At 72.7% G+C, this 25990-nt stretch carries 22 protein-coding genes; 7 read left to right on the top strand and 15 right to left on the bottom strand.

The window, feature by feature from the left end; genetic code table 11:
* Nucleotides 1–38 precede the first annotated feature (38 nt).
* The 4 genes from OV207_RS10965 to larC all read left to right on the top strand — a co-directional run bounded on the left by OV207_RS10965 (nt 39) and on the right by larC (nt 5035).
* Complete coding sequence (locus OV207_RS10965; protein WP_267554800.1) at nt 39–2432, top strand: chemotaxis protein CheA; 2394 nt, start codon at nt 39–41, stop codon at nt 2430–2432.
* Nucleotides 2429–3025: a chemotaxis protein CheC gene (locus OV207_RS10960; RefSeq protein WP_267554799.1), complete on the top strand. Its 597-nt coding sequence runs from the start codon at nt 2429–2431 to the stop codon at nt 3023–3025. Before OV207_RS10965 ends, OV207_RS10960 begins: the two co-directional genes overlap by 4 nt.
* A gap of 86 nt (nt 3026–3111) precedes the next feature.
* Nucleotides 3112–3864, top strand: coding sequence for a nickel pincer cofactor biosynthesis protein LarB (gene larB / locus OV207_RS10955; protein ID WP_267554798.1), 753 nt, complete (start codon nt 3112–3114; stop codon nt 3862–3864).
* A 4-nt stretch (nt 3865–3868) separates the two neighbouring features.
* Complete coding sequence (larC, locus tag OV207_RS10950; RefSeq protein ID WP_267554797.1) at nt 3869–5035, top strand: nickel pincer cofactor biosynthesis protein LarC; 1167 nt, start codon at nt 3869–3871, stop codon at nt 5033–5035.
* A 27-nt stretch (nt 5036–5062) separates the two neighbouring features.
* On the opposite strand, the gene OV207_RS10945 is transcribed toward larC, so the two are convergent.
* The 10 genes from OV207_RS10945 to OV207_RS10900 form a co-directional block, all read right to left on the bottom strand.
* A complete protein-coding gene (locus OV207_RS10945; RefSeq protein WP_267554796.1) occupies nt 5063–5845 on the bottom strand; it encodes a VOC family protein in 783 nt (260 codons plus the stop codon).
* Between the two features lie 101 nt (nt 5846–5946).
* The gene (locus tag OV207_RS10940; protein ID WP_267554795.1) at nt 5947–7641 is read right to left on the bottom strand and encodes a DUF6311 domain-containing protein; all 1695 of its coding nucleotides are present in this window, start codon (nt 7639–7641) and stop codon (nt 5947–5949) included.
* An 82-nt stretch (nt 7642–7723) separates the two neighbouring features.
* Entirely contained in the window at nt 7724–7984 is a 261-nt protein-coding gene (locus OV207_RS10935) for a hypothetical protein (protein WP_267554794.1), read from the bottom strand.
* Between the two features lie 96 nt (nt 7985–8080).
* Nucleotides 8081–9805 carry a caspase family protein gene (locus OV207_RS10930; protein ID WP_267554793.1) on the bottom strand — a complete coding sequence of 575 codons (1725 nt, stop codon included), beginning with the start codon at nt 9803–9805 and terminating at the stop codon, nt 8081–8083.
* Nucleotides 9802–10602, bottom strand: a complete 801-nt coding sequence (locus tag OV207_RS10925; RefSeq protein ID WP_267554792.1) for a hypothetical protein — start codon at nt 10600–10602, stop codon at nt 9802–9804. Before OV207_RS10925 ends, OV207_RS10930 begins: the two co-directional genes overlap by 4 nt.
* A complete protein-coding gene (locus OV207_RS10920; RefSeq protein WP_267554791.1) occupies nt 10599–11294 on the bottom strand; it encodes an RNA polymerase sigma factor in 696 nt (231 codons plus the stop codon). The genes OV207_RS10925 and OV207_RS10920 overlap by 4 nt, the downstream gene beginning before the upstream one ends.
* A gap of 147 nt (nt 11295–11441) precedes the next feature.
* Entirely contained in the window at nt 11442–12587 is a 1146-nt protein-coding gene (locus tag OV207_RS10915; protein ID WP_267554790.1) for an LOG family protein, read from the bottom strand.
* Between the two features lie 60 nt (nt 12588–12647).
* Complete coding sequence (locus tag OV207_RS10910; protein WP_267554789.1) at nt 12648–14549, bottom strand: serine/threonine protein kinase; 1902 nt, start codon at nt 14547–14549, stop codon at nt 12648–12650.
* A 75-nt stretch (nt 14550–14624) separates the two neighbouring features.
* Nucleotides 14625–15554 (bottom strand): DUF2381 family protein, encoded by a 930-nt coding sequence (locus OV207_RS10905; protein WP_267554788.1) that lies wholly within the window; start codon nt 15552–15554, stop codon nt 14625–14627.
* Between the two features lie 83 nt (nt 15555–15637).
* Entirely contained in the window at nt 15638–17005 is a 1368-nt protein-coding gene (locus tag OV207_RS10900) for a sigma 54-interacting transcriptional regulator (RefSeq protein ID WP_267554787.1), read from the bottom strand.
* A gap of 215 nt (nt 17006–17220) precedes the next feature.
* Between OV207_RS10900 and OV207_RS10895 the strand changes: the two genes are divergently transcribed.
* Complete coding sequence (locus OV207_RS10895) at nt 17221–18318, top strand: ADYC domain-containing protein (protein ID WP_267554786.1); 1098 nt, start codon at nt 17221–17223, stop codon at nt 18316–18318.
* Here the strand turns inward: OV207_RS10895 and OV207_RS10890 are convergent.
* On the bottom strand, nt 18307–21525 hold the full coding sequence (locus tag OV207_RS10890) for a serine/threonine-protein kinase (RefSeq protein ID WP_267554785.1): 3219 nt from the start codon (nt 21523–21525) through the stop codon (nt 18307–18309). The two genes, OV207_RS10895 and OV207_RS10890, sit on opposite strands and share 12 nt — an antisense overlap.
* 275 nt (nt 21526–21800) lie before the next feature.
* Here OV207_RS10890 and OV207_RS10885 point away from each other — a divergent pair, with 275 nt between their 5' ends.
* Nucleotides 21801–22592, top strand: coding sequence for a hypothetical protein (locus OV207_RS10885; protein ID WP_267554784.1), 792 nt, complete (start codon nt 21801–21803; stop codon nt 22590–22592).
* A gap of 52 nt (nt 22593–22644) precedes the next feature.
* Here the strand turns inward: OV207_RS10885 and OV207_RS10880 are convergent, their stop codons facing one another.
* Nucleotides 22645–23331 carry a hypothetical protein gene (locus OV207_RS10880; protein ID WP_267554783.1) on the bottom strand — a complete coding sequence of 229 codons (687 nt, stop codon included), beginning with the start codon at nt 23329–23331 and terminating at the stop codon, nt 22645–22647.
* Nucleotides 23332–23344: 13 nt separating this feature from the next.
* Nucleotides 23345–23791: a hypothetical protein gene (locus OV207_RS10875; protein ID WP_267554782.1), complete on the bottom strand. Its 447-nt coding sequence runs from the start codon at nt 23789–23791 to the stop codon at nt 23345–23347.
* 392 nt (nt 23792–24183) lie between these two features.
* Here OV207_RS10875 and OV207_RS10870 point away from each other — a divergent pair, with 392 nt between their 5' ends.
* On the top strand, nt 24184–24837 hold the full coding sequence (locus OV207_RS10870; protein WP_267554781.1) for an outer membrane beta-barrel protein: 654 nt from the start codon (nt 24184–24186) through the stop codon (nt 24835–24837).
* A gap of 15 nt (nt 24838–24852) precedes the next feature.
* On the opposite strand, the gene OV207_RS10865 is transcribed toward OV207_RS10870, so the two are convergent.
* Both OV207_RS10865 and OV207_RS10860 read right to left on the bottom strand, forming a co-directional pair.
* The gene (locus tag OV207_RS10865; protein ID WP_267554780.1) at nt 24853–25416 is read right to left on the bottom strand and encodes a head protein; all 564 of its coding nucleotides are present in this window, start codon (nt 25414–25416) and stop codon (nt 24853–24855) included.
* A complete protein-coding gene (locus OV207_RS10860) occupies nt 25413–25916 on the bottom strand; it encodes a hypothetical protein (RefSeq protein WP_267554779.1) in 504 nt (167 codons plus the stop codon). Before OV207_RS10860 ends, OV207_RS10865 begins: the two co-directional genes overlap by 4 nt.
* Between the last annotated feature and the right edge of the window lie 74 nt (nt 25917–25990).

Raw genomic sequence — 25990 nt, 5'->3', positions numbered from 1 at the left:
GGGTCGCGGCCCCGTCCGCCTGTGGGAGGTACCGGGTCATGACGATGGACATGTCCCGGTACCTGGGCCTCTTCATCTCGGAGGCCACCGAGCACCTGGAGGCGCTCGGGCGGGACCTCGTGGAGCTGGAGCGGGAGGCCACCGCCAGCACCGTGGACTCCATGTTCCGCCACGCCCATTCGGTGAAGGGCATGGCGTCCTCCATGGGCTTCGAGCCCATCGCCATGCTGGCGCACCGGGTGGAAGACCTGGTGGACGCCGTGCGCGGGGACCGGAAGCTGCTCGACCGGGACCTGGTGGACCTGCTCCTGAGCGCCGCGGACACGCTGACGGCCCAGGTGCGCGCCGTCGCGTCCAGCCGTGAGCCGGAGCAGGCGGAGTCCCTGCTGCAACAGCTGAGCGCGCGCGTGAGGTCGCTCACCGGCCACGCGCCCGCGGTGACGCGCGTGGCCCAGGTCACCGTGCTCAAGCCGGCGGACGGGCCCTCCGGGGCGGCGGCCGGGGACGGGGCGGCGGGGGCCGCTCGGGCCGGCGCGGAGGGCGGGTCGGACGCCGCCGGAGCGACGGGGGCGGGCGGTGCGGCGGGCTCGGACGCTTCGGCGTCGGGCGCGACGGACGCCGGGACTGCCTCCAGCGCGGGTGGCGCTTCGGCGTCGGACCCGGTGAACCCGGGCGGCGCGGCTGGGGCTTCGGGCTCGGACTCCGGCGTGGACCGGAGCGGTCCGGGCGCATCCGGTGCCACCGGGAGCACGGCCCTCGCGGTCCTTCCTCCCGCCAGCCTGATGCCGCCGCGCGACCTGAGCAGCCCGGAGGCGCTCTATGGCGCGCCTGGGGGGCAGTCCCTGCTGCGCGTGCCGGCGGAGGTGGACTCCGCGTCCTCCGTCTCCGCGCTGACCGCCAGCCTCAAGGCGGTCGCCAGCGTGGGCATGGACGGCCGCCCTGGCTCGCCCCGCTGGTCCGTGCGGCTGCGCATCTCGCCCACCTGCCAGGTGCCGGGCGTGCGCGCGTTCCTCGTGCACAAGCGTCTGTCCACGCTGGGCACGCTCGTGGACCTGCGGCCTCCCCTGGAGGAGCTGAAGGCCGGGCGCATCCCGGACGGCTACATCCAGGTGGAGCTGGAGTCCGCCGTGGGCGAGGCCGGCATCCAGACGGCCCTGCGCAACGTGGCGGAGGTGGAGGTCGTCTCCGTCTCCCTGGCCGTCCCCGAGCCGCCCATCATCGCCGTCGCCCCGCCGACGTCCGACAGCGCGCGCGCCAGCGCGGACGCCGGCTCCCGCACGGTGCGCGTGCGCACGGAGCTGCTCGACTACTTCCTCGACACGGTCGGGGAGCTGATGCTCGCCACCGCCCGCCTCCGGGAGGTGGGCAAGGAGCTGCCGGAGAACACGCGGCCCGCCCTGGAGGAGGGCGTCTACCGGCTGCACACGCTGGTGAAGGACCTGCACGACAAGGTGATGAGCGCGCGCATGACGCCGCTGTCGCTCATCACCGACCGGCTGCCCCGCGCCGCGCGCGACCTGGCCCGCCGCAAGGAGCGCGAGGTCGAGCTGGTCATCACCGGCGCGGAGATCGAGCTGGACCGCGCCATCCTGGACGAGCTGGCGGACCCGCTGCTGCACCTGCTGCGCAACTGCATCGACCACGGCCTGGAGACCCCCGAAGAGCGGCTGGCCGCGAAGAAGTCCGTGCGCGGCCGCGTGCTGGTGACGGTGCGCCGCGCGCGCGACCGGGTCATCATCGATATCGAGGACGACGGCCGGGGCATGGACCCCGCGCGCCTCAAGGCCGCGGCGGTGAAGCGCGGGCTCATCACGGAAGAGGCCGCCCACCGGATGGCGGACCGCGACGCCTTCCTGCTGTCGTGCCTGCCGGGCGTCTCCACCGCCAAGGACATCACGGACATCTCCGGGCGCGGCGTGGGCATGGACGCCGTCAAGCGCGTGGTGGAGAGCGTGGGCGGCACGCTCGAAATCGACAGCGAGCGCGGCCGGGGCACCGTCTTCACCCTGCGGCTGCCGCTCACCGTGGCGGTGGTGCACCTGCTCCTCGTGCAGGTGGGGGAGGAGGTCTTCGGCCTGCCCATCGCCAAGGTGGTGGGCGCCACGGAGGCGGACCCGGACGCGCTGAGCCGCAGCCGGGAGACGGCGCTCCTGCCCCACGGCAACGGCCTGCTGCCGGTGCACCTGCTGGAGGTGCTCCTGGGCGTGCCCGCGTCACCCCGGCCGGGCTTCCGGCCCTTCGTGGTGATGGAGGGGGACGCGGGCACCGGCAAGGTGGCGCTGGCGGTGGATCGCCTCCTGGGGCAGGAGGAAGTCGTCCTCAAGCCCCTGTCCCGGCCGCTGGACTTGCTGCCGGGGCTGTCCGGGGTGACCATCCTGGGCAGTGGCCGGCCCGTGTTCATCCTGGACGTCCCGAGGTTACTGACCGCGTGAGTCCGCCCCTGCCCAGCGACGCGCAGCTCGACGCCCTGCGCGAGGTGGCCAACATCGGCTGTGGCCATGGCGCCAACGCCCTGGCCCGCCTGGTGGGCGGACGCGTGGACCTGTCCGTCCCCTTGGTGCGGCTGACCAGTGCCCAGGACGGGCCGGCCCTGCTGGGCGGGGACGGCCCCGCCGTCGTCGTGCGCCTGGGCATGACGGGCGAGCTGCGCGGCGCGCTGGTGCTGCTGCTGCCCGCGCGCGACGGTGACGCGCTGGAGTCGGCGCTGGTGCGAGGCCAGCCCGCGGCCCCCGAGGAGCGCGAGAGCGCCCTGGCGGAGGCGGCCAACATCATCGCCAGCGCGTGTCTGTCCGCCATTGGACGGCTGACGGGCTGGCGGCTGCTGCCCACGGTGCCCCGGCTGGAGCGCGGCCCGGTCCGGCCGGCGCTGGCGGGCGTGCTGGGCGAGGTGGAGTCCGGCCCCGGGCCGGTGGTGGTGCTGGGCGCGGACTTCACGGCCACGGCCCCCACGGCGCTGGGGGGGCGGATGCTGCTGGTGCTGGAGCGCGGCAGCGCCCAGGCGCTGCTCAGCCGGCTGGGCCTGTAGGGGCCACCCTGCCGGAAGCAGGGCCATCCCGGGCCTTTCCGCCGCGCGCCTGGAGCACCGGGGGCGGGTGGGGTAGACGGTCGCCCATGGACGAGAAGGCACTGCGGCAACTGCTGGGACAGGTGAAGACGGGCAAGGTCACCCTGGACGACGCGGTGGGCAAGCTCAAGGACCTGCCGTTCGCGGAGCTGGGCTACGCGACGCTCGACACGCACCGCAACCTGCGCTTCGGCTTTCCGGAGGTGGTGCTGGGCGAGCCCAAGACGGTGGAGCAACTGCTGGGCATCGTGGGCGCGCTGGTGGAGCGCAAGCAGACGGTGCTGGTGACGCGGCTGCAACCGGACAAGGCGGAGGCGCTGCTCGCGCGCTTCCCCAAGGCGGAATACCACCCGGTGGCGCGCATCTTCCACCTGCGTCAGCGCAAGGTGAAGGCGGGGCGCGTCGCGGTGGTGACGGCCGGCACCAGCGACATCCCGGTGGCGGAGGAGGCGGCGCTCACCGCGGAGGCGCTGGGCGCGGAGGTGCGGCGCGTCTACGACGTGGGCGTGGCGGGCATCCACCGGCTGCTGCGCAGGCGCGAGGAGATCCAGGAGTGCCACGTCGCGGTGGTGGTGGCGGGCATGGAGGGGGCGCTCGCGAGCGCGCTGGGGGGCCTGGTCGGCATCCCGGTGGTGGCGGTGCCCACGTCGGTGGGCTACGGCGCGAACCTGAAGGGCATCTCCGCGCTGCTCGCGATGGTGAACTCGTGCGCCGCGAACGTGGCGACGGTGAACATCGACAACGGCTTTGGCGGCGGCTTCTACGCGGCCCTCATCTCCCGCACGAAGGGACGGAGCTGAAGCCATGCGACGCATCCTCTACCTGGAGCCCGTGGGCGGCATCGCCGGGGACATGTTCCTGGCGGCCGGCATCGACCTGGGCGTGTCCCCGGATGCGCTCACCCAGGCCCTGAGTGGCCTCAACGTGCCCGGCTGGAAGCTGGCGGTGTCGCGCGCGGTGCGCCACGCCATCAGCGGCACGCACCTGGACGTGGTGCTGGACGCGAAGGAAGCGCACCCGCACCGCGCCTACGCGGACATCCGCCAGCTCATCGAAGCGGCCACCACGCTGCCGGAGCGCGCGAAGGCCCGCGCCCTGGCGGTGTTCCGCGCCATCGGGGAGGCCGAGGCCAAGGTGCACGGCGTCTCCATCGACGCCATCCACTTCCATGAAGTGGGCGCGGTGGACTCCATCGTGGACATCTGCGGCGCGGCGGTGGTGCTGGAGCTGCTGGGTGACCCGGAGGTGCACGCCGCGCCGCCGCCGCTGGGCAGCGGCACCATCCGCGTGGCGCACGGGCAGATGCCCATCCCCGTGCCCGCGACGCTGGAGCTGCTGCGCGACGTGCCGGTGCGCTTCGAAGGCGTGGGCGAGCTGACGACGCCCACGGGCGCGGCGCTGCTCAAGGTGCTGACGAAGATTGGCCACCCCCCGGACTTCATCGTGGAGAGGGTGGGCTACGGCGTGGGGACGAAGGACTTCCGCGACCGGCCCAACGTGCTGCGCGCGTCGCTGGGCCGCATGGAGGCCCAGGCCTCCGAAGGGCTGTGGGTGGTGGAGGCGAACCTGGACGACGCCACCCCGCAGCTCCTGGGGCACCTGGTGGAGCGGCTCTTGGAGGTGGGCGCGAAGGACGCGTGGGTGGCCCCGGTGGTGATGAAGAAGGGGCGGCCGGCGCACCTGCTGGGCGCGCTGGTGGAGGGCGGCCTGCGCGACGCGGTGGTGGACACGGTGCTGCGCGAGTCCACGTCGCTGGGCGTGAGATACCACCGGGTGGAGCGCCACGCGCTGGAGCGCGACTGGGTGGACGTGGAGACGCCCTGGGGCAAGGTCCGCGTGAAGCGCGGCCTGCGCGACGGCCGGGTGCTCAACGCGCACCCGGAGTTCGACGACTGCGTCCGCGTGGCCCAGGCCGCCGGCGTGCCCGTGAAGCAGGTGATGGCCGCCGCGCTGGCGGCCCTCACGCCCTGAGGTCCGGACGGCGGCCCGGGCGGCGGCTCAGGCCGCGCCCATCTCCGACAGCGTGATGATGCCGAAGCTCGCGCCGCCGGGGTCGGCCACGACGCTGATGCGGCCGTAGGGCGAGTCGAACGGCGGGATGAGCACCTTGCCGCCCAGCCGGGTGACGGTCGCCGCGGCGGCGTCGGTGTCCGCCACGGAGAAGGTGGTCGTGCCGTGGGGCGGAAGGTCGGCCGGGGTGCTCGCGCCCATCTTCATCAGGCCGCCCACCTCCTTCCCGTCCTTCCTCATGACCCAGTAGTCCATCTCGTCGGTCGGCATCTTCTCCGCCGTGAAGCCGAAGAGGCCCTTGTAGAAGTCGAGCGCCTTCTCTCCCTCCCGCGTGTTCACCTCGTGCCACGCCATGGAGCCGGGCTCGTTGATCACCCCGGCCCCCTGGAACTGGTTCGGCTGCCAGAGCCCGAACGGCACCCCGGTGGAGTCCTGACAGAAGGCCATGCGCCCGGAGTCCATGACGTCCATGGGGGGCAGCAGCTCCCGGCCACCCAGCTCCTTCACGCGGGCCAGCGCGCGGTCCACGCTCTCCACGCTGAAGTAGAAGTTCCACACCGGCGGGAACGGAGCGTCCTTCGCGCGGGGCATCAGCGCCGCCACCTCGCGGCCCTGGGACCGGGCCATCGTGTAGTGGTTCGTCTCCTGCGGGCCCGTCTCGAACGTCCAGCCGAACAGCTCCCCATAGAAGGTCTTGGCCTTCTCCAGGTCCCAGGCCATCAGGTCCACCCAGCACACCGTCCCGGACTCGTGCTTCGTCACCGCGGGCATCGTTCGCTCCCTTCAAGGCGGGCCCGAATCCCTTCGGGCTACCTGAAAGGTAATATCCCGCGCGGAGCGGTGACTGAAAGGATTTTCAGTGCGGCTTCGCGTCAGCGGAGGGGCTGACGTGCGAGCCCCTGCGCGAAGGCGTCCGTGTTGCCGGCCACCACGCACACGGCGAGGCCCTCCACCCTCCCGCACCTCGCGCCCGCGTCCAGGAACGGCCGCAGGTGTTCGGGCAGCACCACGTACGCGGTGCTCGCGTCCAGGCCGTCGCGGGGCAGCCGCGCGTGGCACTCGGCCTCCAGCGCCTGCGGCGTGCGTGACGCGTAGCCGCTGTTGAAGGTGAGCTTCAGCCGGTACGCCTGATACGCCAGCGCGTTCACCAGCGGCTCGTCGTAGCGGCACACCCACTGCGCATGCGGCGGGAAGAGGGCCAGGTGCTGGTAGGGCCCCTGGAGCGCGGCCCACTCAGGGGACCGCAGGCGCTGGAAGCGCACGGGCTTGAAGAGCGCGCTCTTGTCCTCGCGGACGTCGTACGCCTGCACCGCCAGCGCCACCGCCAGCGCGGCCCCGGCCACGCCCGGGACCTGGCGCCACAGGCGCACCACCAGCAGCACCGCGCCCACCACGAACAGGTAGCTCAACGGCCAGATGAAGCGGCCGGAGGCGCGGAACGCGTTCGTCGCCTTCGTCAGCGGCGCGTACAGCGCGCCCAGGTCCGCCACCGGCTGGCCCAGCCACGTCACGCGCGAGGACAGCGCATACACGGCCATCAGCACCACCACGACCACCGCGGGCAGCACCCGGCGCCAGTCCAGCGTGCGCGCTTCGCGCAGGCGCGGAAGGACGCTCACCACCGCCAGCGCGCAGAGCAGCAGCGCGCCCGCGCCCAGGTAGCCGAAGCCTTCAGCCTGCCGGGCGTTCGCGGGCAGGTCCGGCAGCAGGCGCGACCACCCCATCGGGTTCACCAGCGTGGCCAGGTCCGAGGAGAAGTCCCCGAAGCCCTCCGCGCCCAGGCCCTGCCCGCCGAAGTAGCCGAAGACGGCGAACAGCAGCACGTCCAACCCGATGATGCCCGCGACGGCGGCCGCCACGCGCGTGAGGCCCAGCCTCCGGCTCCAGACGATGCGCACGCCCAGCGCCAGCGTCAGCGGCACCAGCATGGCCACCCAGTACGGATGGGTGCCGGAGGCGATGGCGTTGAAGAGGGCCGCGAGGCCCAGGCTGCGCGTCGCGGTGCGCGCGTCCGGCAGGTCGCGCAGGTTGAGCCACAGCAGGGCCACCAGCAGCCAGTGCGCGCACAGCGTGGGGTGGCCGAAGCGCGCCGCCATCACCGGCGACAGCGCCAGCAGCGCGCCGCCCAGCGCCACGGGCACCGCGCGCGGCGACACCGTCTCCACCAGCCTCGCGCCGAAGTACCCCATCAGCGCGTAGCACAGGCCCAGCCACGGCCCGGTGTACTGGAAGTCCGCTGGCAGCAGCGCGCTGAAGGGCCTGAGCAGCACGGCCGCCCAGGGGTTGCCGTCGGTGAGCGCCACCGACGTGCCGTAGGGGAAGAAGTGGTTGGGCGCCGCGCCCAGCGGCAGCTGCCAGTCCGCGTTGCGGAAGAAGAGCCATCCGAAGATGTGCGCGGCCCAGTCCTCGCGCATCATCCAGTCGATGTTCGTGGGCGGCAGCACCGGCCCGCCTCCCAGCCACAGGAACCAGCCCAGTCCCCCCAGCACCGCCAGCGCGCGCGCCACCAGGAGGGCGCGGCGGGACGAGGCGGGGACGGCGGCGGGAGCGCTGGGGTTCGACGACATGGGCGGTGGAGTCTCTTGGGAGGGGCGGCGACTGTAGGCGCCGGCTTCCGCACCCCGCAACCGTCGCCTCCTCGCGCGGGGACTACGGTGGGGCCGTGACCCCCGCGTCCTCCGTGCCCGCGTCCTCCGTGCCCGCGTCTTCTCCACCGTCAGCCGCGAGGCCCGCGTCGTGGCCGTCGGGCGCCTCCACGACGACGACACAGACGCCCGCGTCGTCCGTGTACGCATGGCCCTTGTCCGGCGGGGACAGGCCGGTGACGCAGAGCGGGTCGCAGCCCGCCATCAGGACCGCGGACATGGCGGTGCTCGACAGCACGACGTGCAGGAGGAACGAACGGGGCATGGAACGGGACGACCGTCAGGGGCTCGGGTGTGGGCGCGGCGTGCGCGGGCCGGCGCACGACACACGGACACGGTCGGGCCCGACGGCCCGCGTCCGCTAGCGCCGGAGGGTGACTTCCAGGCCGTACTGCGGATCCGCGCCCGTCCGCCCGTTGGCGGTGACGCGGTCCAGGCCCACCTGGGCCGACAGCCGCAACCTCATGCCCGCGAGCCGTCCGGTGACGCCCGCGGCGAGGCGCGAGGTGAGCATCGTGGGATCCGCCTGGCGGAAGCCCGGCGCCGTCAGGCCCAGCAGCCCCCAGCCCACGCCCACCTCCGCGAACAGCGGCGTGCGCGCGGGGTTCTGCAGGCCCACCAGCCCCTCCAGCGTGAAGCGGTGCAGGCGGATGCCGTCCCGGGCCGCGAGCGGCGTCACGCCGTAGGCCCCGCGCACGCCGTAGTACAGCAGGTGCACGGAGGTCGGGTTGCGCCACGACAGGCTGGGCCCGGTGGCGAAGCTCGCCAGCCCCAGCGGTGAGCGCCCCGCGCCCAGGCCCAGCTCCCACGCCGAGCCCGGGCCGGACGACGGCGCGGCCAGCCGGGGCATCAGGCCCCCCGCGACGGACGGATGGAAGTTCGTGAAGTCCACCGGCACCAGGCCCGCGGCGACCACGTACTCGTCATAGAAGGGCCGGTCCAACGGCACGGCGAACAGCCCGCGCCGGAGCGCCTCCTCCGCGGGCCCGCGCTCCTGCAGCTCCCGGGGGCGCAGCTCCGGCGTCCCGGAGCCCAGCTCCGCCAGCGTGACGCGGGCCTCCGCGTTCGGCGCGCGCACCCAGTACACGTCGCGCGGCGGCAGCAATATCTGCGTCCACTGCTGCGGCGAGCGCCGCACGTCCACCAGCCGCTTGCCGTCCGCGTCCTCCACGGACAGGCGCGCGTACTCGAAGCCCGCGGGGAAGGTGACCTGGGGCCCCTCCGGCGCGGGGCCCACCAGCGGACGGCGGGGCGAGGCCGTGGGCGCGAAGGCGTTCACCGACAGCCGCGCGGGCATGCCCTTCACCCCGTGCAGCGACGCGGCGACGAACGCGGCCAGCTCGCTGTACTCCACCTGCCCGTCGCCGTTGATGTCCGCGCCGCCCAGGAGCCCGGAGCGCGCGACGTGGCTGAAGACGCCGGCGCGGATGCGCGACCACTCGTGCGTCTCCCCGTCGTCGCTCTCCGCGAAGAGGGCGCCCACGTGGGGCCGCGACGCCAGCTGCTCCCGCGCCAGCACCCCGCGCAGCTCCGCCAGCACCGCCGCGTCCGGCGTGCCCCCCCGGCGGCCCACCACGCCCGACGCGCGGCACGCGTCCGCGATGACGTGCACGTAGTCCGCGCCCAGCGGATCCACGACCTCCGAATAGAGGTTGGTCCGGTCCAGACGCGCGTCCGCGAGCGTGAAGTAGGAGCGGCCCGCGTCGTCCGTGTTGCCGTGGCCCACGTAGACGATGAGCACGTCCGTCTGGCGCCCCGCGGCGCGGTCCGCGAGCGACGCCGCCTGGAGCCGCTTCACCGCCTGGTCCACCGCCGCGCGCGTGGGCGCCCGCGCGGACTTCAGCACCAGGCTGCCCGACAGCCGCGTGGCCTCGTCCGGATCCACCAGCAGCGTGGTCTCCACGCCCAGGCGCTTGAGCGTCTCCGCCCACAGCACGCCGTCGTCGTCCGCGTAGCGCAGGGGCGCCAGGGCCGGGTCGTCGCTGCCGTTGTGGGCGATGACGAGCGCCCGCCGCACCGTGTCCGCCAATGCCTCCGGAGCCGCCATCAGCAGGGCCGCCCCAAGGAGCATCTCCAGCTTCTTCATGGACCTTCCTCTACCCGGACCTCCTGCCTGAGCACCACCACCCCCACCGTCGTCCCGCCACGCAGGGCCGCCAGGGCGGCGTCCGGGTCGGCGGAGAACGAGGCGGTGACCTCGGGCATGTCGGACGACGTCTCGGGCAGGGCGACGGTCAGCTCCAGGGGGCGCTCCTCGCCGGCCTTGCCGCTCAGGGGGAAGGGCCCATGGATTTCTCCCCTCGGGCCGGCGCCCACCCGCACCGCGACGTGGGTGAAGGGAGGACGGGCGCTCGCGGCGAAGGCCAGCGTGGCGCCCGGCGCGCACGCCGTCCCGCCCCTCAGCTCACGCAGCGGCTGCCCGGGGATGGCGCAGAAGATGCGCAGCACGGGCTGCGCCAGGGGCGTGGTGGGCGGCGCGGGGTCGTGGACGACGCCCCGGGGGCTCCACTCGGGTTCGGTGGGTTCGGTGGCGGTGGGGCCCACGGAGGCGGGCGTCACCACCACCGCGAGGAACAGGGCCGCGAGCGTGGCGCCCAGCACCGCCAGGGTGGGCCAGCGGGCCTGGGCGGCGTCGGCGGGGACGGCGGCGCCCAGGGCGGCCTCCAGGCCCGCGACCGTGAGCGTCTCCAGCTCCACGGCGGTGGGCGTGGACGGCTGGCCGGACTCGAAGACGCGGTGGGCACTGGCCCACTTGTTGTACCGGCTGCCGCAGCGGGCGCAGGCGTGGGCGTGGCGCAGCAGGCGCGAGGATTCGGGGGCGGACAGCTCCCCCAGGGACCAGCGCGTCAGCCCCGCGTCCACATGGCGTTCGTACCACTTCATGGGAGGCTCCCGAATGGGATGGCGCACAGGGCCATCGTGGCCAGCAGGGCGCCCAGCTCCAGGCGCCCCGGCGCGACGTCACTGTCCAACCAACCCGAGTCCTTCAGGTGTTCGGTGAACTGCACCCGCAACCTGCGCTCGCGCACCCGCACCTCGCCGCGGGTGAGCTTCAACTGGTCGGCGGCGGACTCCTGGGACAGGCCGTCCATGAAACGAAGCTGGGCCAGGGCGCGGCCTTCGTCGGGCAGGGCGTCCAGGAAGCGGCGCACCAGGGTGCGGACCTCGGAGCTCAGGGCCTCCTCCTCCGGGCTGCGGCTGTCGTCGGGGGCGTGCACCAGCTCCGGCGCGTCATCCAGCGGGATGGCCTCCCGGGCGACCCGGCCGGAGGCGCGCATCAGGTCGATGGCGGTGGAGCGGGCCACCGTGAGCAGGAAGCCCAGGTAGGGGCGCACCCCGTCGTAGGCCTGGCGCATGTGGGGCCGGAAGGCCCGCACGAAGGTCTCCTGGTGGGCCGCGTCCAGGTCCAGCGGCGTCAGCGCCACCGACCGCATGCCCATCTCCGAGCGCACGGAGAAGCGGCGCGACAGGTAGCGCAGCACCTCCGGTGAGTAGGCGCGGTAGACCTGGGTGAGGACTGGGGTGTCCCCCCGCCGGAAGGCCTCCAAGACGGACCGCTCGGTTCCTGGCAACACGCGGACGCTCCGGGGTGGTGCGCGGGCCCCGGCCGGGCCCCGCGCCCGGCCACTCCTGGCCCCTCTGAAAAGGAGATACGCAAGGACCCCGGGACCCGGGTCGTCCGGGGCGCATTTTTCCCGGGCGGGCGCGTTCCGCCCCTGGCGTCACCCGGGGAGCACCCGGGCGCGGTCGTACGCCACCAGGGCCTGGACGACCTCCTCCTGGGAGTCGGTGAGCATCAGGTGGCGCGCGTACTCCTGGCCCTGGGCCAGCTGGGCCAGCAGCGGGTACACGGGCCGGGTCCGCGTCCAGAACTCGGTGCCCAGGAAGATCATCGGGCTGATGACACCCACGGAGTTGTAGTGGTTCTGGCAGGCGTCCTGGAAGATCTCCTGGATGGTGCCCGCGCTGCCGGGGGCGTAGACGATGCCGCCCCGGGCGATGGTGAGCAGGCCGTCCTCGCGCACGCTGTTGGCGAAGTACTTGGCGATGTGGGTGGCGAAGGGGTTGGGGGGCTCGTGCCCGTAGTGCCAGGTGGGGATGCCCAGGCTGTCGCACCAGGGCCGGTCCTCGTCGCGCAGGGGGAAGGCGCGGCGCACGTCGAAGGCGCGGGAGAGCCACTCGCGGTCCGTGTAGCTGGGGGCCTGGGCCAGCAGGGCGAGCCCCGCGTCCAGCTCCGCCTCGGTGCGCCGGGCGAACCACGCGCCCACGTGCGTGGCCTCCATGGCGCCGGGGCCGCCGCCGCTGACCATGAAGAAGCCCTGGCGGGACAGCTCCCGGGCCAGCATCGCCACCGAGCGGTAGTCGGGCTGCCCGCGCTTCATGGAGTGGCCGCCCATGATGGCCACCACCTTGCGCTTGCCGCCCTCCGCCAGGAGCAGGTCCTCCATGGCGTCCGTGACGGCGTGGTCGTGCAGCCGCTGCGACAGCGTCTCCAGCAGCGTGGGGGCATTGCCCCGGCCATGCGCGGCCCAGTGCGCGTAGACGCGGGCGTCCGGCGTGTCGGCGTACGTCTCCGGCCGCGAAGGGTCGAAGCCCGCGTACAGCTCCTCCGGCGAATAGAGGCTCCCCCGGTAGGGCTGGTACGGGAGCCCCGAGAGCGGCGGGAACACCAGCGCCCCGTGCGCGAGCGCCGCGCTCAGGGCCTCCTTCTCCAGCTCACAGCCCAGGAAGACGGTGCCCACCAGCTCCAGGGTGGACAGCTCGCGGGTGTAGCGCCGCAGGTCCAGCCCCTGGATGACGACGTGGGAGAGCGGGAGTCCCGCGTGGAGGTGCCGCTCGAACGCGGCGAGGGTCTCAAGTTCAATCACACGCGGAGGATTTCATGCCGTGGGGTGGGTGACGAGCACCAAGGACCTGGGAGCGGGGCGTCAGGGGAAGGCCTCCACGACGGTGACGCCGATGGTGCGCTCCACGACGGTGGCGCCGGGCTTGGAGTGGGGACTCTTCCACCAGCCCCCATCCTCCCGGTTCCCCAAGACGATGCAGACCGGGTAGGTGTGGCCATCGGGTGTCTCCGCCCGGGTGTAGTGGCCGACGACCTTCTCCCCGCCCGTCCACAGCCGCCCATAGAGCAGGGTGCCCTCAGGGAGACGCCCCAGTCGACTCTTCTGGACGCTGACGATGTCGCCGTCCTTCACGGTGAGCTCCTGGGCATCCACCCGCCAGGGGTAGCGGATGTCGAGCGTGATTCCCGCCTTGGCGTCCCTGTGCATCCTCAATTCCTTCATCGCGTCCAGGGCGGCCTGGGGACAGCGCTGGGGTTCAGGGCGCACGGGTGAGCCAGCGCAGGCCGCCAGGGTGGACGCCGCGCCGATGGCCAGCGTGCAGCCCCGGACAAGCGAGCGTGCGCGGGATGCGCGGTCCTGCTTCAAGGGGACGGTCATGGCGTTCTTCTCCGGCGGGCGCGGCGCGAGGGAAGAAGGGGCCGCCCCGGGCGCGGCAGCTTGGTCGGGCGTTGGCGACCGCGCCATCAGGGTTGATGCAGGCCGTGTGCCCGACGCGCCCTGGACGTTGACGGAGACAGGGGGTGGAACCTGCTTCCGGAAGGCACCCAGGCCCCAGGCCAGCGAGACCAGGGCCAGCAGGAAGAGGGCTCCCATCGCACTCCGTCGCCATGCCGCGCGCCATGCCTCGCGGCGCCGCACCTGATTCGCGGCGAGGATGGCGCGTGCCTCCGCCTGGGCCACCTGCGCGGGGATGCGTCGGCGCAGGTCCCGGGCTTCCCGCATCCCTTGGAGTCGGTCCCCGCGCTGGAGTCGCGCATGCTGGAGCGCCACCTCCTGGCCAGGAGCCACCGGGCCCACCGCGCGGGGCTCCTCCTGCGTCGTGCGCGACTGGGGCGAACGAGGAGGAGCCCAGTCGAACAGCGGCACATCCCAGTCCGCATCCGCCTGGACCAGCGCGCTCCGGATCTCGGAAGCCAGGGCCGAAGCGTTTGGAGGCCGTGCGTCGGGCTCGAAGGCCAGCAACCGGTGGATGAGCGAAGCGAGCGCCCGGGGCACGCGCGGATTGATCAACGAGACAGAAGGAGCCGCGCGGCCCTCTTCCAACCGGAAGCCTTCCGCGCCCAGCGCTGACGTTGGATAGGTCTCCGTCAGCAATCGGTGGAAGGCCACGCCCACCGCATACAGCTCGTCCGCCACGGAATAGAGGGGCGCATGGGAAGGGTGCGCGGAAGCCCGCCAGAGGTGCAACTGGGGGCTGTAGTAGTGCGCCGTGCCAGGGGGGAGTTGTCCCGTGCCCGTGAGAGGCATTGCCTCCGGATGCCAACCCGCCCCCCAGTCCAGGAGCTTGAGCCGCCCTCCAGGCTGGATGCGGACATTGTCGCCCTTGAAGTCGCGGTGAAGGACACCGCGTTGGTGCGCGAAGGCCAGCACGTCCGCTGCTTGCGCGAGCAACGCGGCCACTTCGCGCGCCGTGGGATTGCGAGCGCTGGACCACGCATAGAGCGACTCACCCTCGACGTGTTCCATCACCAGGAAGGGGTAGCTCCCGGCGCCGGGCCGCCATGCACCGGAGGTCATCAGGCGGGGCACGCCCGCATGCCGCAAGCGGGACAGGATCTCCGCCTCGCGTGAGAACCAGGGGCTGTCGAAGTGGCGGGCCAGCTTCAGGGCATGTTCCCGGGCGCGCGGTCTGCCTGCCCTGCGCACGGCATAGACGGTGCCATAGCCTCCCGCCGCCAGACGGCGCAGGACCTCCCAGCCACCGACCCGGGTGCCTGGAGGAAGCGCATCCACGGACAGCACGAGCAGGGGGGCCACATCCATGGGCCGCCGTTGCGCTTCTCCGGAAGAGGGCTCACCGCGCATGGGCCGCCTCCGCTGAAAGCCTGTCGTGACGGCTCATGGCGTCACCTGTTCCCAGCGAGCGCCGCGCTCACCCGTCGTGTCCAGCAGCTCCAGGGTGAAGCGCGTGCCGGCAGGCATCCCGGGAGGGATGAACCACTCCACCACCACCGGGGCCCGAGTGCCGGGCTCCAGCCGCTTCTCACGCAGCAGGAGAGGATGCTCGCGGGCCGGCAGCACGCCTCCACTAGGGGCGTGGGGAGTCACGCGTGCGATGCCCGGAACCCAGGGGCGGGCATCGTCGGAGTTGATCAGGGTGGTCGCCAGCGCGAGCGTGTCCCCGGAACGATAGAGCGCATGCGGGCCTTCGGCCTCCAGGCTCGGGCCCATGGCGGGTTTGGACAGATGTGCCACGGCAACGCCATTCGTGCTCACCGCCCCCGACAGCACCGCGCCACCCAGCCCGCTCAGCGCGCACTGCGCACGCAGCGTCGCGATGCCGGCCTCCGTGACGGCGCACCGGGCCCGCAGGTCCGCCAACTCCTTCCCCAGCTCCTGCGCGGTGGGCCCCTGCCGGAAGACCTCCACCTGCGAATCCACCTCCGCGTCCACGGTCGTGAGCACGAACCCCACCCGGGCAGGAGCCCCCTCACCCACGAAGCGCACGGTGATGACGGGCCCCTGTCCCGGGGGCAGGTCCACGGAGGGCTTGAGCACGAGCGCGTCCGCGTAGACCCCGATGCGCGAGAAGAACGGCGCGAGCGCGGCACGGTCCACGGAGTCCGCGATGATGGGCGCGTCGAACGTGACGGTGGTCACCTCCCGGGCGGCGACGCGCAGCGGATGCAGCACCGGAGGCTCCTCCGCGCGCAGCGTGAGCTGCCGTGCCCTGCGCTCGCGGGCGGGTGGAGTCCGCGTCTGTGCCACCGCCACCGAACCGACCAGGGCCACCAGCACCACGGGAATGACCGAAGAGGACAGCGACATCACGGGTCACCTCCATCCTTCAAACCTATCAGATAGGGATGACACCCATGGGCATGCCAGGGAATGGAAGTCGTTGGTTCGGCTCAGGAACTCCCATCCTCCAGCGAGAGCCCATGGCGCTCCAGCAGGCGCCGCAGCTGCGTCCGGTGCATTCCCAGGGCGCGCGCCGTGGCGGCGACGTTCCCTCCATGCTGCCGCAGCGCCTCCACCACCCGGGCCCGCTCGCCCTCTTCCAGGGGACTGACCCTGGACGGCGGGGGACTGGACGTCTTCGGCGCGGGCTCCAGCGGCGCGGAGGGAGATGGCCCGAACGCGGTCCCGGCGCTCGGGCCCAGGTGGCTCACCTCGACGCGGAGCGCACCGCGGAGCAGGGCCTCCTGCGCTGCCGCGCGTGCCTCCACCCTCAGCTCGCGGACGTTGCCCGGCCACGGCCTGAGCAGACAGGCCTCCAGGAGCGTGACGTGCGCCGACAGCTCCGGCGACAGCTCCCGCACGGACATCGCCACCAGCGCGGGAATCTCCTCCGGGCGCTGCCGCAGCGGGGGCAGCGTGACCTCCGGCCTGCCCAGGCGGAAGTACAGGTCCTCGCGCAGCTTCCCGTTCGCCACCATCGCGCGCAGGTCCCGGTTGCCCGCCGAGCACACCTGGAGGTCCACCTTCCGGGGCCGGGACCCTCCCAGGGGCAGGACCTCCCGCGTCTCCAGCGCCCGCAGCAGCTTTGCCTGGACTCCCAGGTCCAGCTCGGCCACCTCGTCCAGGAACAACGTCCCGCCGTCGGCCGCCTGAAGGTAGCCCTCCGCGTCGTCAGCCCCGGAGAAGGCGCCCCGCCGGGCCCCGAACAGCAGCCGCTCGGCGAGCCCCTGCGGAATGGCCGCGCAGTTGACCGCCACGAACGGCCCCCGGGCCCCCGGCCCCTGGGCGTGGAACGTCCGGGCCACCTCCTCCTTGCCGGTGCCGCTCTCCCCGTGGATGTGCAGCGAGAACCCGTGCCCGGCCGTGCGCGCGACCTGCTCCAGCAGCCGCTGGAACGCGGGGCCCCGCACGAAGCCCTCCACCACCCGCACGCCACACCGCATGAGCGGCCCCACGTCCGCGCTGGGAACGAAGAGCGAATCCCCCATCCGGATGACCCGCCGCGCCTCGCGAGGCGTGCCCGCCACGCAAGCCTCGCCGTCCACCCAGGTGCCGTTCTGGCTGCCCAGGTCCGTCACCCAGAACCGGCGCCCGTCATGGTGCACGCGGGCATGGCTGCGCGACATCCTCGGGTCCTGGGCCTCCCCCAGCTCCGGGGACGTGCGCCCCAGGGCCAGCTCGACCCGCAGCGGCAGGGCCTCCGCCATCACCGCACCCGCGCACGCCAGGCGCAGCAGTCCCGGCACCGGGGGCTCCTCGGAGCCGGAGCCCGCCCTGACGGATCCGCTCGGTTGCAGGGTGGAGGGGGCCTGTTCCATGTCGCGCCATCATACGCGGACGCGGGTGGCACACGGCACGGTGCCATGCGCCGTGCCACCGGGCCGCGGGCCGTGCCGCTCCCGGTGCGCGTCCACCCACCGGCACGCCTGAGCACGTCCTTCATCCCGCGCGGGGGGCGTGCTGGCATGGGGCTCGCAATGTTCTCCCGGGTCCGGTGCCCCGGCAGCGGATCCACCTTCGAGGAGACACCTTGGTGAAGCCCCTTCGTGCATGGCTTGGATGTCTGGCATTGGTGCTGGTGACGGGAGGCTGCCGCCTGCCCGCTTCGACGCGTCCCACCGCGGAGGCGAAACCCGACGGAGCCATCAGCGGCGGCTGCCCCACGGGCCAGTGCGACCCGGATCCGAACGGCCTGGGCATCTACATCGCCGAAGGACACAACTACTGTTTCGTCCACGAGAAGTCGGCGCTCTGTCCGGAGACCTTCGTCAACACGCCCGAAGGCGTCGTCATGAAGGTCCGCTCCCAGGCGGAGCCCCGCACGGTGCTCGACATCCCCGTGTGGCTCTCCTCCGAGGAGGGGGAGACGGACCGCACGTTGGCGGGCATCCACGCGTCCCCCACGGACTTCTTCGTCGCGGTCGCCGACAAGGGGCAGACGCGCAAGGTGCGTGGGGGGGGCCTGGAAGCGCTGCGCTTCACCTTCACGCTGCCCGTGGAAGTGAACGGAGACCCCACGAAACGCGACTTCGAGATGAGCTGGCAGCCCCTGCGCGACAACCGCTTTCGGGTCCTCTACCGCCAGGTCGGCACCCGGGAGTGGCGGCGCCAGTGCGACGCCCCGAAGTCCGCGGACGTCGCGTCCCTCTTCCTCCCCGCGCGGCGGGTGGATGGGCTGAACGCCGCCGTCCAGGAGCAGGGCACCGCGACCACCCTGGCCTGCGAGACGGGCGTCATCGGGGCCTGCCTGGATTGGGGCTACTCGCCGTGGGACCCCACCTCGCTCCAGGATGACCCGAACCGGGAATCCGTCTACGGCGCCTGTCTCCAGGCCAAGCGCGCCGCGTACTTCGTCGGACTTGGAGACCCCCGGGGCTACACGGTGGGCGGCACCGACGTCCTGCGGCGTGACGCGCACGGGTTCGGAGCAAACTCCAGCGACCGGCTCGACGAACTCGATTTCGTGGAGGCGCTCTGGAGCCCCCGGGGCGCGGAGTGTCTCAACCCGGCGAACCGCCGCAGCAACGTCCCGTTGCCCAGGGGGCTCCAACTGCCTCTGTGTGGCGCCTCGCCCGGCTGGAGCGCGAAGGCGACGTTCGCGACGGGCGTGGCCCGGCCCCTAAAGTTCTGAGGCGTCCCGCGTGGCGCGCAGCTCCTGCGCGTACTCGCGCGCCAGCCGGGGCTCCCGTTCGACCGCGAGGGAGAGCGCGGCGCGCGCCTGCCGGACGGCCTCCGACGCTCCGGGCCGGGCGCCCGACGCCCGCGTCCCGGCCAGCAGCAGGGCGCCCCGGAGCGCCTGGGCCTCCGCCAGCTCCGGAGCCCCCTGGAGCGCGTGCTCCACCTGCGCGAGGCCTTCCTGCACCTGGGCCTCCACGGAGGAGGAAGGCACCTCGCGCGCCAGACGCCAGCACGCGCGCGCCAGGGCCAGGTGCGTCTCCGGGTAGGGATACGCCGCCACCGCCTGTCGCGCCTGGGCGAGGGCCTCGCGCAGGTGCGGCAGGCTCGCCCGCCCCTGGTGCTTCGCGTGCTCCGCCGCCGTCAGCTCCAGCGTCGCGCCCAGGACGCGGCAGTCCGCGCAGGCCGGAGCGTGGCGGTAGGCCTCCGCCAGCGCCCCGCGTCCCCGCGCGAGCGCCTCCGTCGGGTCCCGCGCCTCCCGCATCGCCTGTCGCGCCTCCAGCAGGTGCGCGCTGGCCCGGTGCAGGTGCGCGCGGTCGGACGTGGCGTTGAGCCGCAGCGAGCGCTCCACGAACTGGAGCACCCGCGCGAGGGACGGGCCCGGGGGGCTGCCGGTCTCGAACAGGAAGCGGGCCCGCGTCAGCTCCGCCTCCGCCAGGTGGTTCAGCGCGGAGTGGAACCGGCCGTCCAGGGCGAGCGCGGCCTCGCCGGACGCCAGCGCCTGCTGGAGCTCCGCCTCCGGGGACTCTCCCCGCGACGCGCGGTAGGAGGCCATCGCGGCGTACAGCTCGGTGAGGTTCGAGTGGGCGAACAGGTACTTCGGATCCGCCCGCACCGCCTCGCGCAGGGAGCGCTCCGCCCGCGCGTAGTCCGGCATCGGGTCCCGGCCATGTTCGCGCTGGTAGTTGCCCCGCCAGCGGTGGACGAGCCCCAGGTCGTTGAGCGCCCACGGGTAGCGCGGCTGGAGTTCAATGGCGCGGGACAGCCACGTCGACGCCTCTTCCCACGAGGCCTCGGGGGCCTCCCGGGCACGGGCCTGTCGCAGCCCCTTCATGAAGAAGGCGTACCCCAGCGAGTCGTAAGCGAGCACGTCGCGAGGATCCAACTCCACGGCCCGCCGGGCGACGAGCAGCCACGCGTCGAGCAGGGCCTGGGCGCCACGGGTGTCGGGCTCCCCTTGGAAGTTCACGCGCCGGTACTGGTTCATCAGCACCTGGGCCTTGCGGGTGTGGCCGGAGGCCCGGTCCGGATCCGCGAGCAGGGCCTGGTCCGCAGCGGCCTCGGCCCGTCCGAGGGACTCGCTCCGGGAGCGCCCCTCGCGCCGGTCCAGCTCCGACACCTGGAGCCAGGCCTCCGCGAGCGCCTCGTAGCCCCTCGCGTCGCTGCGGCCCACCTCCACCGCCCGCTCGTAGCGGTCGACGGCCTCCAGCAGTCCGGCCCGCGCCAGCGCGTAGTCGCCCCGCTCCAGCAGGTCCATGGCCCGCGCGTACGCGACGTCCCCCGCGAGCCTCCGGGCCTCCGGCAGCCAGGGCGCCTGCGCCACGGCCTCCAGCGCGGCCCGCTCCGCCGCGGCGTAATCCCTGCGATAGAAGGCGATGAGCCCCTCCAGGTAGCGCGGGGATTCCAGCGCCAGACCCCGGCTGCGCTCCAGCGATTGCAGCGCGGGCCCCAGCCACGCCTGTTCAAGCTCCCCCTGCCGCTTCGCCACCCACGCCGCGCCGCCGCTGCGCCGCGCATCCTCCAGGGCCAGGTGGTAGCGCTCCCCCAGCACCCGTCCCAGCGCGTAGTGCAGCACCGGCGTGTCGACGCCCGCCTCCTTCGCGCGTGTCAGGGCGTGGTGGGCCTGCTCGAACTCGTGCATCGCCAGCAGGCCGCGCCCCAGCGCCAGCTGGACGAGCCCGTCACCCTGGGCGCCCAGGTCATGCCGCTCGGCCGCCAGGGCCGCCAGACGCTCGCGGACGCGCCGTTGTTCGGGGCGGGTGTCGTGAAGGGGCAGGGCCTGGAAGGCGCGCACGAACCACTCGAACTCCTGCACCTGCTGCCCCAGGTGCTCCGCCAGCCGGACGCGCGCGGCGGTCCGCGTCTGGAGGTCCCGCTCCGACAGCCACGACCGCGCCCCGAAGCCCGCGAGCAGCAGCATGCCCAGCAGCGACACGCTGGAGACGGCCACCAGCGCCCGGTGTCTGCGCGCGGCCCGCTTCAGCCGGTACGCCAGGCCGGGGCGCCGCCCGAGGATGGGCGTCCCCTCCAGGTAGCGTCCCAGGTCCTCCGCCAGCGCCCGCGCGGAGGCGTAGCGCTGCCCGGGCTCCTTCGCCAGGCACTTGAGGCACAGCGTCTCCAGCTCCCCGTCCAGGTGCGGCACCTTCGCGCGCAGGGGCGCCGGCTCCTCGTGGAGCACCTGCGTCAGCGTCTCCAGCGGCGTGGCGCCGGTGAAGGGCGGGGAGCCCGTGAGCAGCTCGTGGAGCGTGGCCCCCAGGCTGTAGACGTCGCTGCGCCGGTCGATGGCGCGCAGGTCGCCCCGGGCCTGCTCCGGTGACATGTACGCGGGCGTGCCCATCACCTCGCCCGTGGCGGTGAGGCCGTGGCCCAGGCCGGCTTCGTACGCCAGCCCGAAGTCCACGAGGATGGGGGTGGGGCGGCCGTCCGGGGCCTGGGTGACCAGGATGTTGGAGGGCTTGAGGTCGCGGTGGATGACGCCCAGCCGGTGGGCTTCGTGCACCGCCTCGGCGGCCTCCTTCATCACGCGGATCTTCTCGGGCAGGGACATGCTCCGGGCGGCGCGGTCCAGGTGCTCGCCGTCCACGAGCTGCATGGCGATGTATGCCTTCGCGCCCACCTCCCCGACCTCGAAGACCTTGCAGACGTTCGGATGGTCGATGCGCGCCTGGGCCCGGGCCTCCTGGAGGAAGCGCATGGCCCGCTCGGGGTCCGCGCCCTGGATGAACTTGAGCGCGACCACGCGCCCCAGCCGCCGGTCCCGCGCCCGGTGGACCTCGCCCATGCCGCCACGGCCCAGCGGCCCCAGCAACTCGTAGCGCTCCCACGCGACGGCGGAGGCCGCCTCCCGCGTGCCGCCAGCGTCGGCGTGGGCCGGTGTCTCATCCGCCAGGGTGGGCCGGTCCACCGGCGCGAGGAGGGGCTCGTCGCTTCCGGGAGGCGCCATGGGCACAGGCTATCAAACGCCCCCGCCTGTCGCCCCGGAGGTGGCACGGTGGCACGGGCCCCGGTGTGCCACGCACGGCCCTCCGGTGTGCCACGAGGCGAGCGCTTCACGGGGGCTGGGGCTCCCTCCCGAGGGAGACGCGCCGCCGCGCCCCGTCCGCCAGGTCCGGCACACGCCTTGCTCAAGCACTCCCACGCCACGGAAGAGATGCACGGTGGTCCCGACCCCGGGCGCTTCCAGGCTTCAAACCCATCTCAACACCAGGAAACCCAATCATGTCCAAGCTCCGTCATCTCGTGTTCGCCCTGTCGATGCCCGCCGTGCTGTGGGGCTGTGGCCCGGAGGACCTTCCGTCCGAGCTGTCCGAGCCGACCACCACGGCCGTCGCGGAGCAGGCGCCCGCGACGCTGGAAGACCAGACGCAGGAACTGGCGGCGACCGCCGAGTACACCTGGTCGCAGGGCAACGGCGCGACGCCGCTGGGCGCCACCGCGAACCGGGCCTGCTTCCTGACCCGCGTGGGCGGCGACTTCGAGGGCGGGGGTGAGCGGGTGGACATCTACGAGAGCGGCAGCTCCTGGTACCTGGGGGGCGGCTCCTCGCAGTCGGGCATCAACGGGGCGTCGCGCTGCGCCTCCGTGTCCAGCTATTCGCAGCAGTACGAATGGACGCAGGCGTCCAACTACCCCACGTACATGGGGACGGCGACCGGCCGCGTGTGCTTCCTGACGGGGCTCGCCGGCAAGCTCCACGGCGGAGGCGAGTGGGTCCACGCCTATGTCGAAGGCGGATCCTGGTACCTGAACGGCAACACCAACCAGACCAGCCTGCGCGCTCGTGCCCGCTGCATCAACGTGGCGTCCTACGAAAGCGAAGTCACCTGGAACCAGGGCAACTCCGCGGCCCTGCTGGGCGCGGTGACGAACCGCTCCTGCGCCCTGACGTACGTGAAGGGCAAGTTCGAGGGCGGCGGAGAGTACGTCCGCACCTTCCAGAGCAACGGCTACTGGTACCTGGGCGGCAACTCGGGCCAGGTCAGCGTGACGGGCCGGGCGCGCTGCTTCTAGGCGACCCGCCAGGGGCGCTCCTCCAGGGCCCCTGGCTGTCGGGGCGCGGGACCTACGCCCGCTGCCCCGTCTTCCGGGCGAAGTACGCGCGGTTGAACGTCCCGTGGCCCCAGACGAGCGGATTGTCCGGACGGTCTTCCTTGGCGAAGACCTCATCGCTGCGGTCCGCGAGCCAGCGGATGAACGCCTCCCGCGAAGCCAGCGTCACCGACGGCTTCGAGTCCCCCTGCGCGTACCGCAGGCCATGGGCATACGTCCCATCCCCGGACTTCCACAGCGCCCGGAGCACGCCCTCCCGGGGGTCGACGGTGATGGACAGCTCACCGCCGGCATCCAGGATTTCGGCCACGCGCTGCGCCAGCGCGCGTCCGTAGGGTCGGGTGTCGAAGGAGGCCTCGGCGCGGGCCTGCGTCTGTTCGCCGCGCTGCCGTTGCAGCTCGTCCGTCAACTGGATGCGAGGCACGGGCGTCGCGTCGCAGACCACGGACAGCTCGACGTTTCCTCGCGCGGGCTGCTCGGCATGGTGCTGACGCAGCAGGGCCTGGACCTGGGCGCGCTGTGGCTCGGGGAGGGTGCCGAAGCTCAGCGCTCCGTCCGGCGCGGTGAGGATCAACGTTTCGTCGTGGATTTCGCCCTGGTACTTCAACGCGGCGGCCAGCTCGATGCGCGCCAGGCCCCGGTTCGCGCGTTCGGCGCTCAGCCAGCGGACGACTTCGGAGGTCTCGTTCAAGGGTTCCATGTCGGCCCGTGTCTCAGAGGTCACCGCAGGCCAGGACCGCGCCGCTGTCGTCGGAGAAGTCGGTGACGCGCAGGTGGATGGCGAAGGCGTGCGAACCCTTGTACGCGTCGATTTGCTCCGCGTGGGAGTCGTGCCCGTCGACGGCGTAGTACGTCTGCCGCGCGGAGCCGTCCGGCTCGAAGCCCTCCGTGTGCTCGGACATGCCGAGCGCCGCGCACCGGCCCTCGTGCAGGAAGCCCACGGTCGGCCGTGGGGCCGCCGACGCGGCGATGGCTGTGTTGTCGATGGCGGTGAAGGAGAAGCGCGTCTCCCCCAGGCCCGACTTGCCCGGGGTCTCCGCGACGAACAGCGTCCCGGTGACGCCGGAGCCATTCACCTCCGCGAGCGCCACCTCCAGGCTCGCGTCCTCGCCACACGCCGTCAGCACCAGCAGCGTCATGCCCAGCCATCCACGTCGCATGTGAATCCTCCCTCGGGGCCTCAATGCCTGGAATTCGCCGGGACCCTCGCACGAAGCGGGCCAGCCCGGGGAATCCGTGTCTGGGCGGGCGTGGGCCTGGGGAAATGCCCTGAAAGGACTGACACGCCTGTCAGGTTCCGGGCGTGCGCGGGACAGGGGGACGCACCCGCCAGCCGTCCGGTCCTGACATGCCTGTCATGACCCAGGGAAGAGGGGGACGGGGCGGCGCATCCCTCGCGTGGGAGGAATCCTCCTCGTGGGGAGAGGCGGATGGACGATGGGAACACGCCCGGGTGCGAGACTCCGGATGCGCGGTGGCCGTGCCCTTGCAATGCGCGACGCCGCCGCACCCATCCGCCGTCGGACGACGGCCTTCTTCTCCGGTGAACGACATGACTGCTCGACCCTTCATCCCCTCGCTGGTGATGTCCCTTTCCTTGTTGGCGGCGCCCGCGCTGGCGCAGGAGGCGTCCTCGGGCTCCGGGCTGGCGCTGGGCGTGCGCGGGGCATACGGCATCCCGGTGGGCGACGCGGCGGAGGGCATGTCGCTGTCGGAGACGTTTGGCAACACGGTGGCGCCGCAGGTGGACCTCTCCTACTTCTTCAACCGGCACCTCTCGCTGGGCGGCTACTTCCAGTACGGCATCGCGAAGCCTGACGGGTGCACGGACACGACCGAGTGCTCCAGCCGGGTGCTGCGGTTTGGCGTGGACCTGGACTACCACTTCGCGCCGGAGGGGTTCGTGAGCCCCTGGCTGGGCGTGGGCGTGGGCTACGAGATGGGTTCCCTGAAGGTGGGGAATGATCCGACGCTCGCGAAGCTGGGCCTGAAGGGGTTCGACCTGGGGCACGCGCACTTCGGCGTGGACCTGCAGCTCACCCGCTCCATCGCGGTGGGGCCGTACATCTCGGCGTCGCTGGGGCAGTACTCGGACCTCACCGCCCAGGTGTTCGAGGAGCCGGAGCGCAGCATCGACATCCCGAGCGACCAGAAGTCGCTCCACGTCTGGATCCAGCCCGGCGTGCGCCTGCAGATCCGTCTGTAGTCACGTCCCGGTCCCTCACGTCTCCGATGCAGGAGGCGTGGGCGGGGGCAGGGGATAGAGGACGCGGTAGTCGATGCGGTGGTGGTAGGCGGCCAGGAACGGGGCGCCAGCAATCATGACGACGACCTGCTGCGGGGGCGTGGGTTGCTGGTGGAGCCACGTCTCCGCTTCCGCCTTGGACTCGAAGGACAGCCCCGAAGGCTTGGGGCCGTCATTCGCCATGTCCGCGAGGTAGTGCTCCGGGAGACCGCGTTGAACCAGATGGGTCCGACCGTTCTTCGGGTTGTACATGGCGGAATAATAGTCATCCGCCACCAACACATAGGCCTGGTCGAGTGGCGGACGGCGTGCGTTCAGGGCCGCCTCCGCTTCCTGTCGTGTCTCGAATCGGGCGATGACGAGGGGGGGCGCGAGGGCCTCTTCGCTCCGGATGTAGGCCTCGAAGTCGAGGGACTGCCCGGTGCTCATGATGAAGTAGAGGGAGTCCATGGCGAAGCGGAGGGCCTCCTTCTCCTTGTCCGATGCGCTGGCTTCCAGATGCCTTCCAAGGACCTCCAGCTTGTCGAAGAAGTGCATCATGGTGTGCTCTCCACGAGGTGTTCCGGAGGCATGCCAGATTCCGCGAGCAGCAGGGCCGGCGCGAGCACGATGACTCCCGCGCCCGCCGAGACCACGACGAAGCTGACTCCCGCGATCACGACCACGACTCCCACGAGGATGGCGCGCTGATTGATCTGGGCCCAGGCAGAAGCGGCCTCCACGGAAGAGATTTTTTGCGATTGGCGCTCTTCAAGTTCGGTGCAGTCCAGATAGGGCTGCTGGCATTGTTTCTCGCAGTACGCATGCTTCCCTCCGGCCCCGCGAGGGAGCCTGACATGGCCATACCCACGAGGCAGTGGGGTGCTCATGCACCGCCGGACGCATTCGATGTTCTCCGCGTCGCAATCGCGCACGGAGCGCGCGGTCCGCACGATGCGCCGTCCCTGCTCCACCTGCACGTAGCGGGCAAGCTCGGACGGCTGCGCCGGACGCCACTCCTGGGTGAAGCTCCCGTCCGGGGACTCCCGCAGCAGCAGCACGAGCTGGGGAAGCTCCTCCGGAACCGGTGCTATCGCCGCACGGGTCGTCCCACAGGCCGACAGCCACACGCACA

Source organism: Corallococcus sp. BB11-1, assembly GCF_026626625.1.
Taxonomy (GTDB): domain Bacteria; phylum Myxococcota; class Myxococcia; order Myxococcales; family Myxococcaceae; genus Corallococcus; species Corallococcus soli.
The sequence above is the reverse complement of the archived record's forward strand: the minus strand, read 5'-3'. Positions and strand labels throughout refer to the sequence as shown.

Coding starts and splice junctions, on each gene's coding strand:
- OV207_RS10905 (WP_267554788.1), bottom strand. CDS start 15,554: ATGTCGCTGTCCTCTTCGGTCATTCCCGTGGTGCTGGTGGCCCTGGTC.
- OV207_RS10945 (WP_267554796.1), bottom strand. CDS start 5,845: ATGCCCGCGGTGACGAAGCACGAGTCCGGGACGGTGTGCTGGGTGGAC.
- OV207_RS10865 (WP_267554780.1), bottom strand. CDS start 25,416: ATGATGCACTTCTTCGACAAGCTGGAGGTCCTTGGAAGGCATCTGGAA.
- OV207_RS10935 (WP_267554794.1), bottom strand. CDS start 7,984: ATGCCCCGTTCGTTCCTCCTGCACGTCGTGCTGTCGAGCACCGCCATG.
- OV207_RS10875 (WP_267554782.1), bottom strand. CDS start 23,791: ATGCGACGTGGATGGCTGGGCATGACGCTGCTGGTGCTGACGGCGTGT.
- OV207_RS10930 (WP_267554793.1), bottom strand. CDS start 9,805: ATGAAGAAGCTGGAGATGCTCCTTGGGGCGGCCCTGCTGATGGCGGCT.
- OV207_RS10890 (WP_267554785.1), bottom strand. CDS start 21,525: ATGGCGCCTCCCGGAAGCGACGAGCCCCTCCTCGCGCCGGTGGACCGG.
- OV207_RS10940 (WP_267554795.1), bottom strand. CDS start 7,641: ATGTCGTCGAACCCCAGCGCTCCCGCCGCCGTCCCCGCCTCGTCCCGC.
- larB (WP_267554798.1), top strand. CDS start 3,112: ATGGACGAGAAGGCACTGCGGCAACTGCTGGGACAGGTGAAGACGGGC.
- OV207_RS10885 (WP_267554784.1), top strand. CDS start 21,801: ATGTCCAAGCTCCGTCATCTCGTGTTCGCCCTGTCGATGCCCGCCGTG.
- larC (WP_267554797.1), top strand. CDS start 3,869: ATGCGACGCATCCTCTACCTGGAGCCCGTGGGCGGCATCGCCGGGGAC.
- OV207_RS10925 (WP_267554792.1), bottom strand. CDS start 10,602: ATGAAGTGGTACGAACGCCATGTGGACGCGGGGCTGACGCGCTGGTCC.
- OV207_RS10900 (WP_267554787.1), bottom strand. CDS start 17,005: ATGGAACAGGCCCCCTCCACCCTGCAACCGAGCGGATCCGTCAGGGCG.
- OV207_RS10910 (WP_267554789.1), bottom strand. CDS start 14,549: ATGGATGTGGCCCCCCTGCTCGTGCTGTCCGTGGATGCGCTTCCTCCA.
- OV207_RS10965 (WP_267554800.1), top strand. CDS start 39: ATGACGATGGACATGTCCCGGTACCTGGGCCTCTTCATCTCGGAGGCC.
- OV207_RS10870 (WP_267554781.1), top strand. CDS start 24,184: ATGACTGCTCGACCCTTCATCCCCTCGCTGGTGATGTCCCTTTCCTTG.
- OV207_RS10880 (WP_267554783.1), bottom strand. CDS start 23,331: ATGGAACCCTTGAACGAGACCTCCGAAGTCGTCCGCTGGCTGAGCGCC.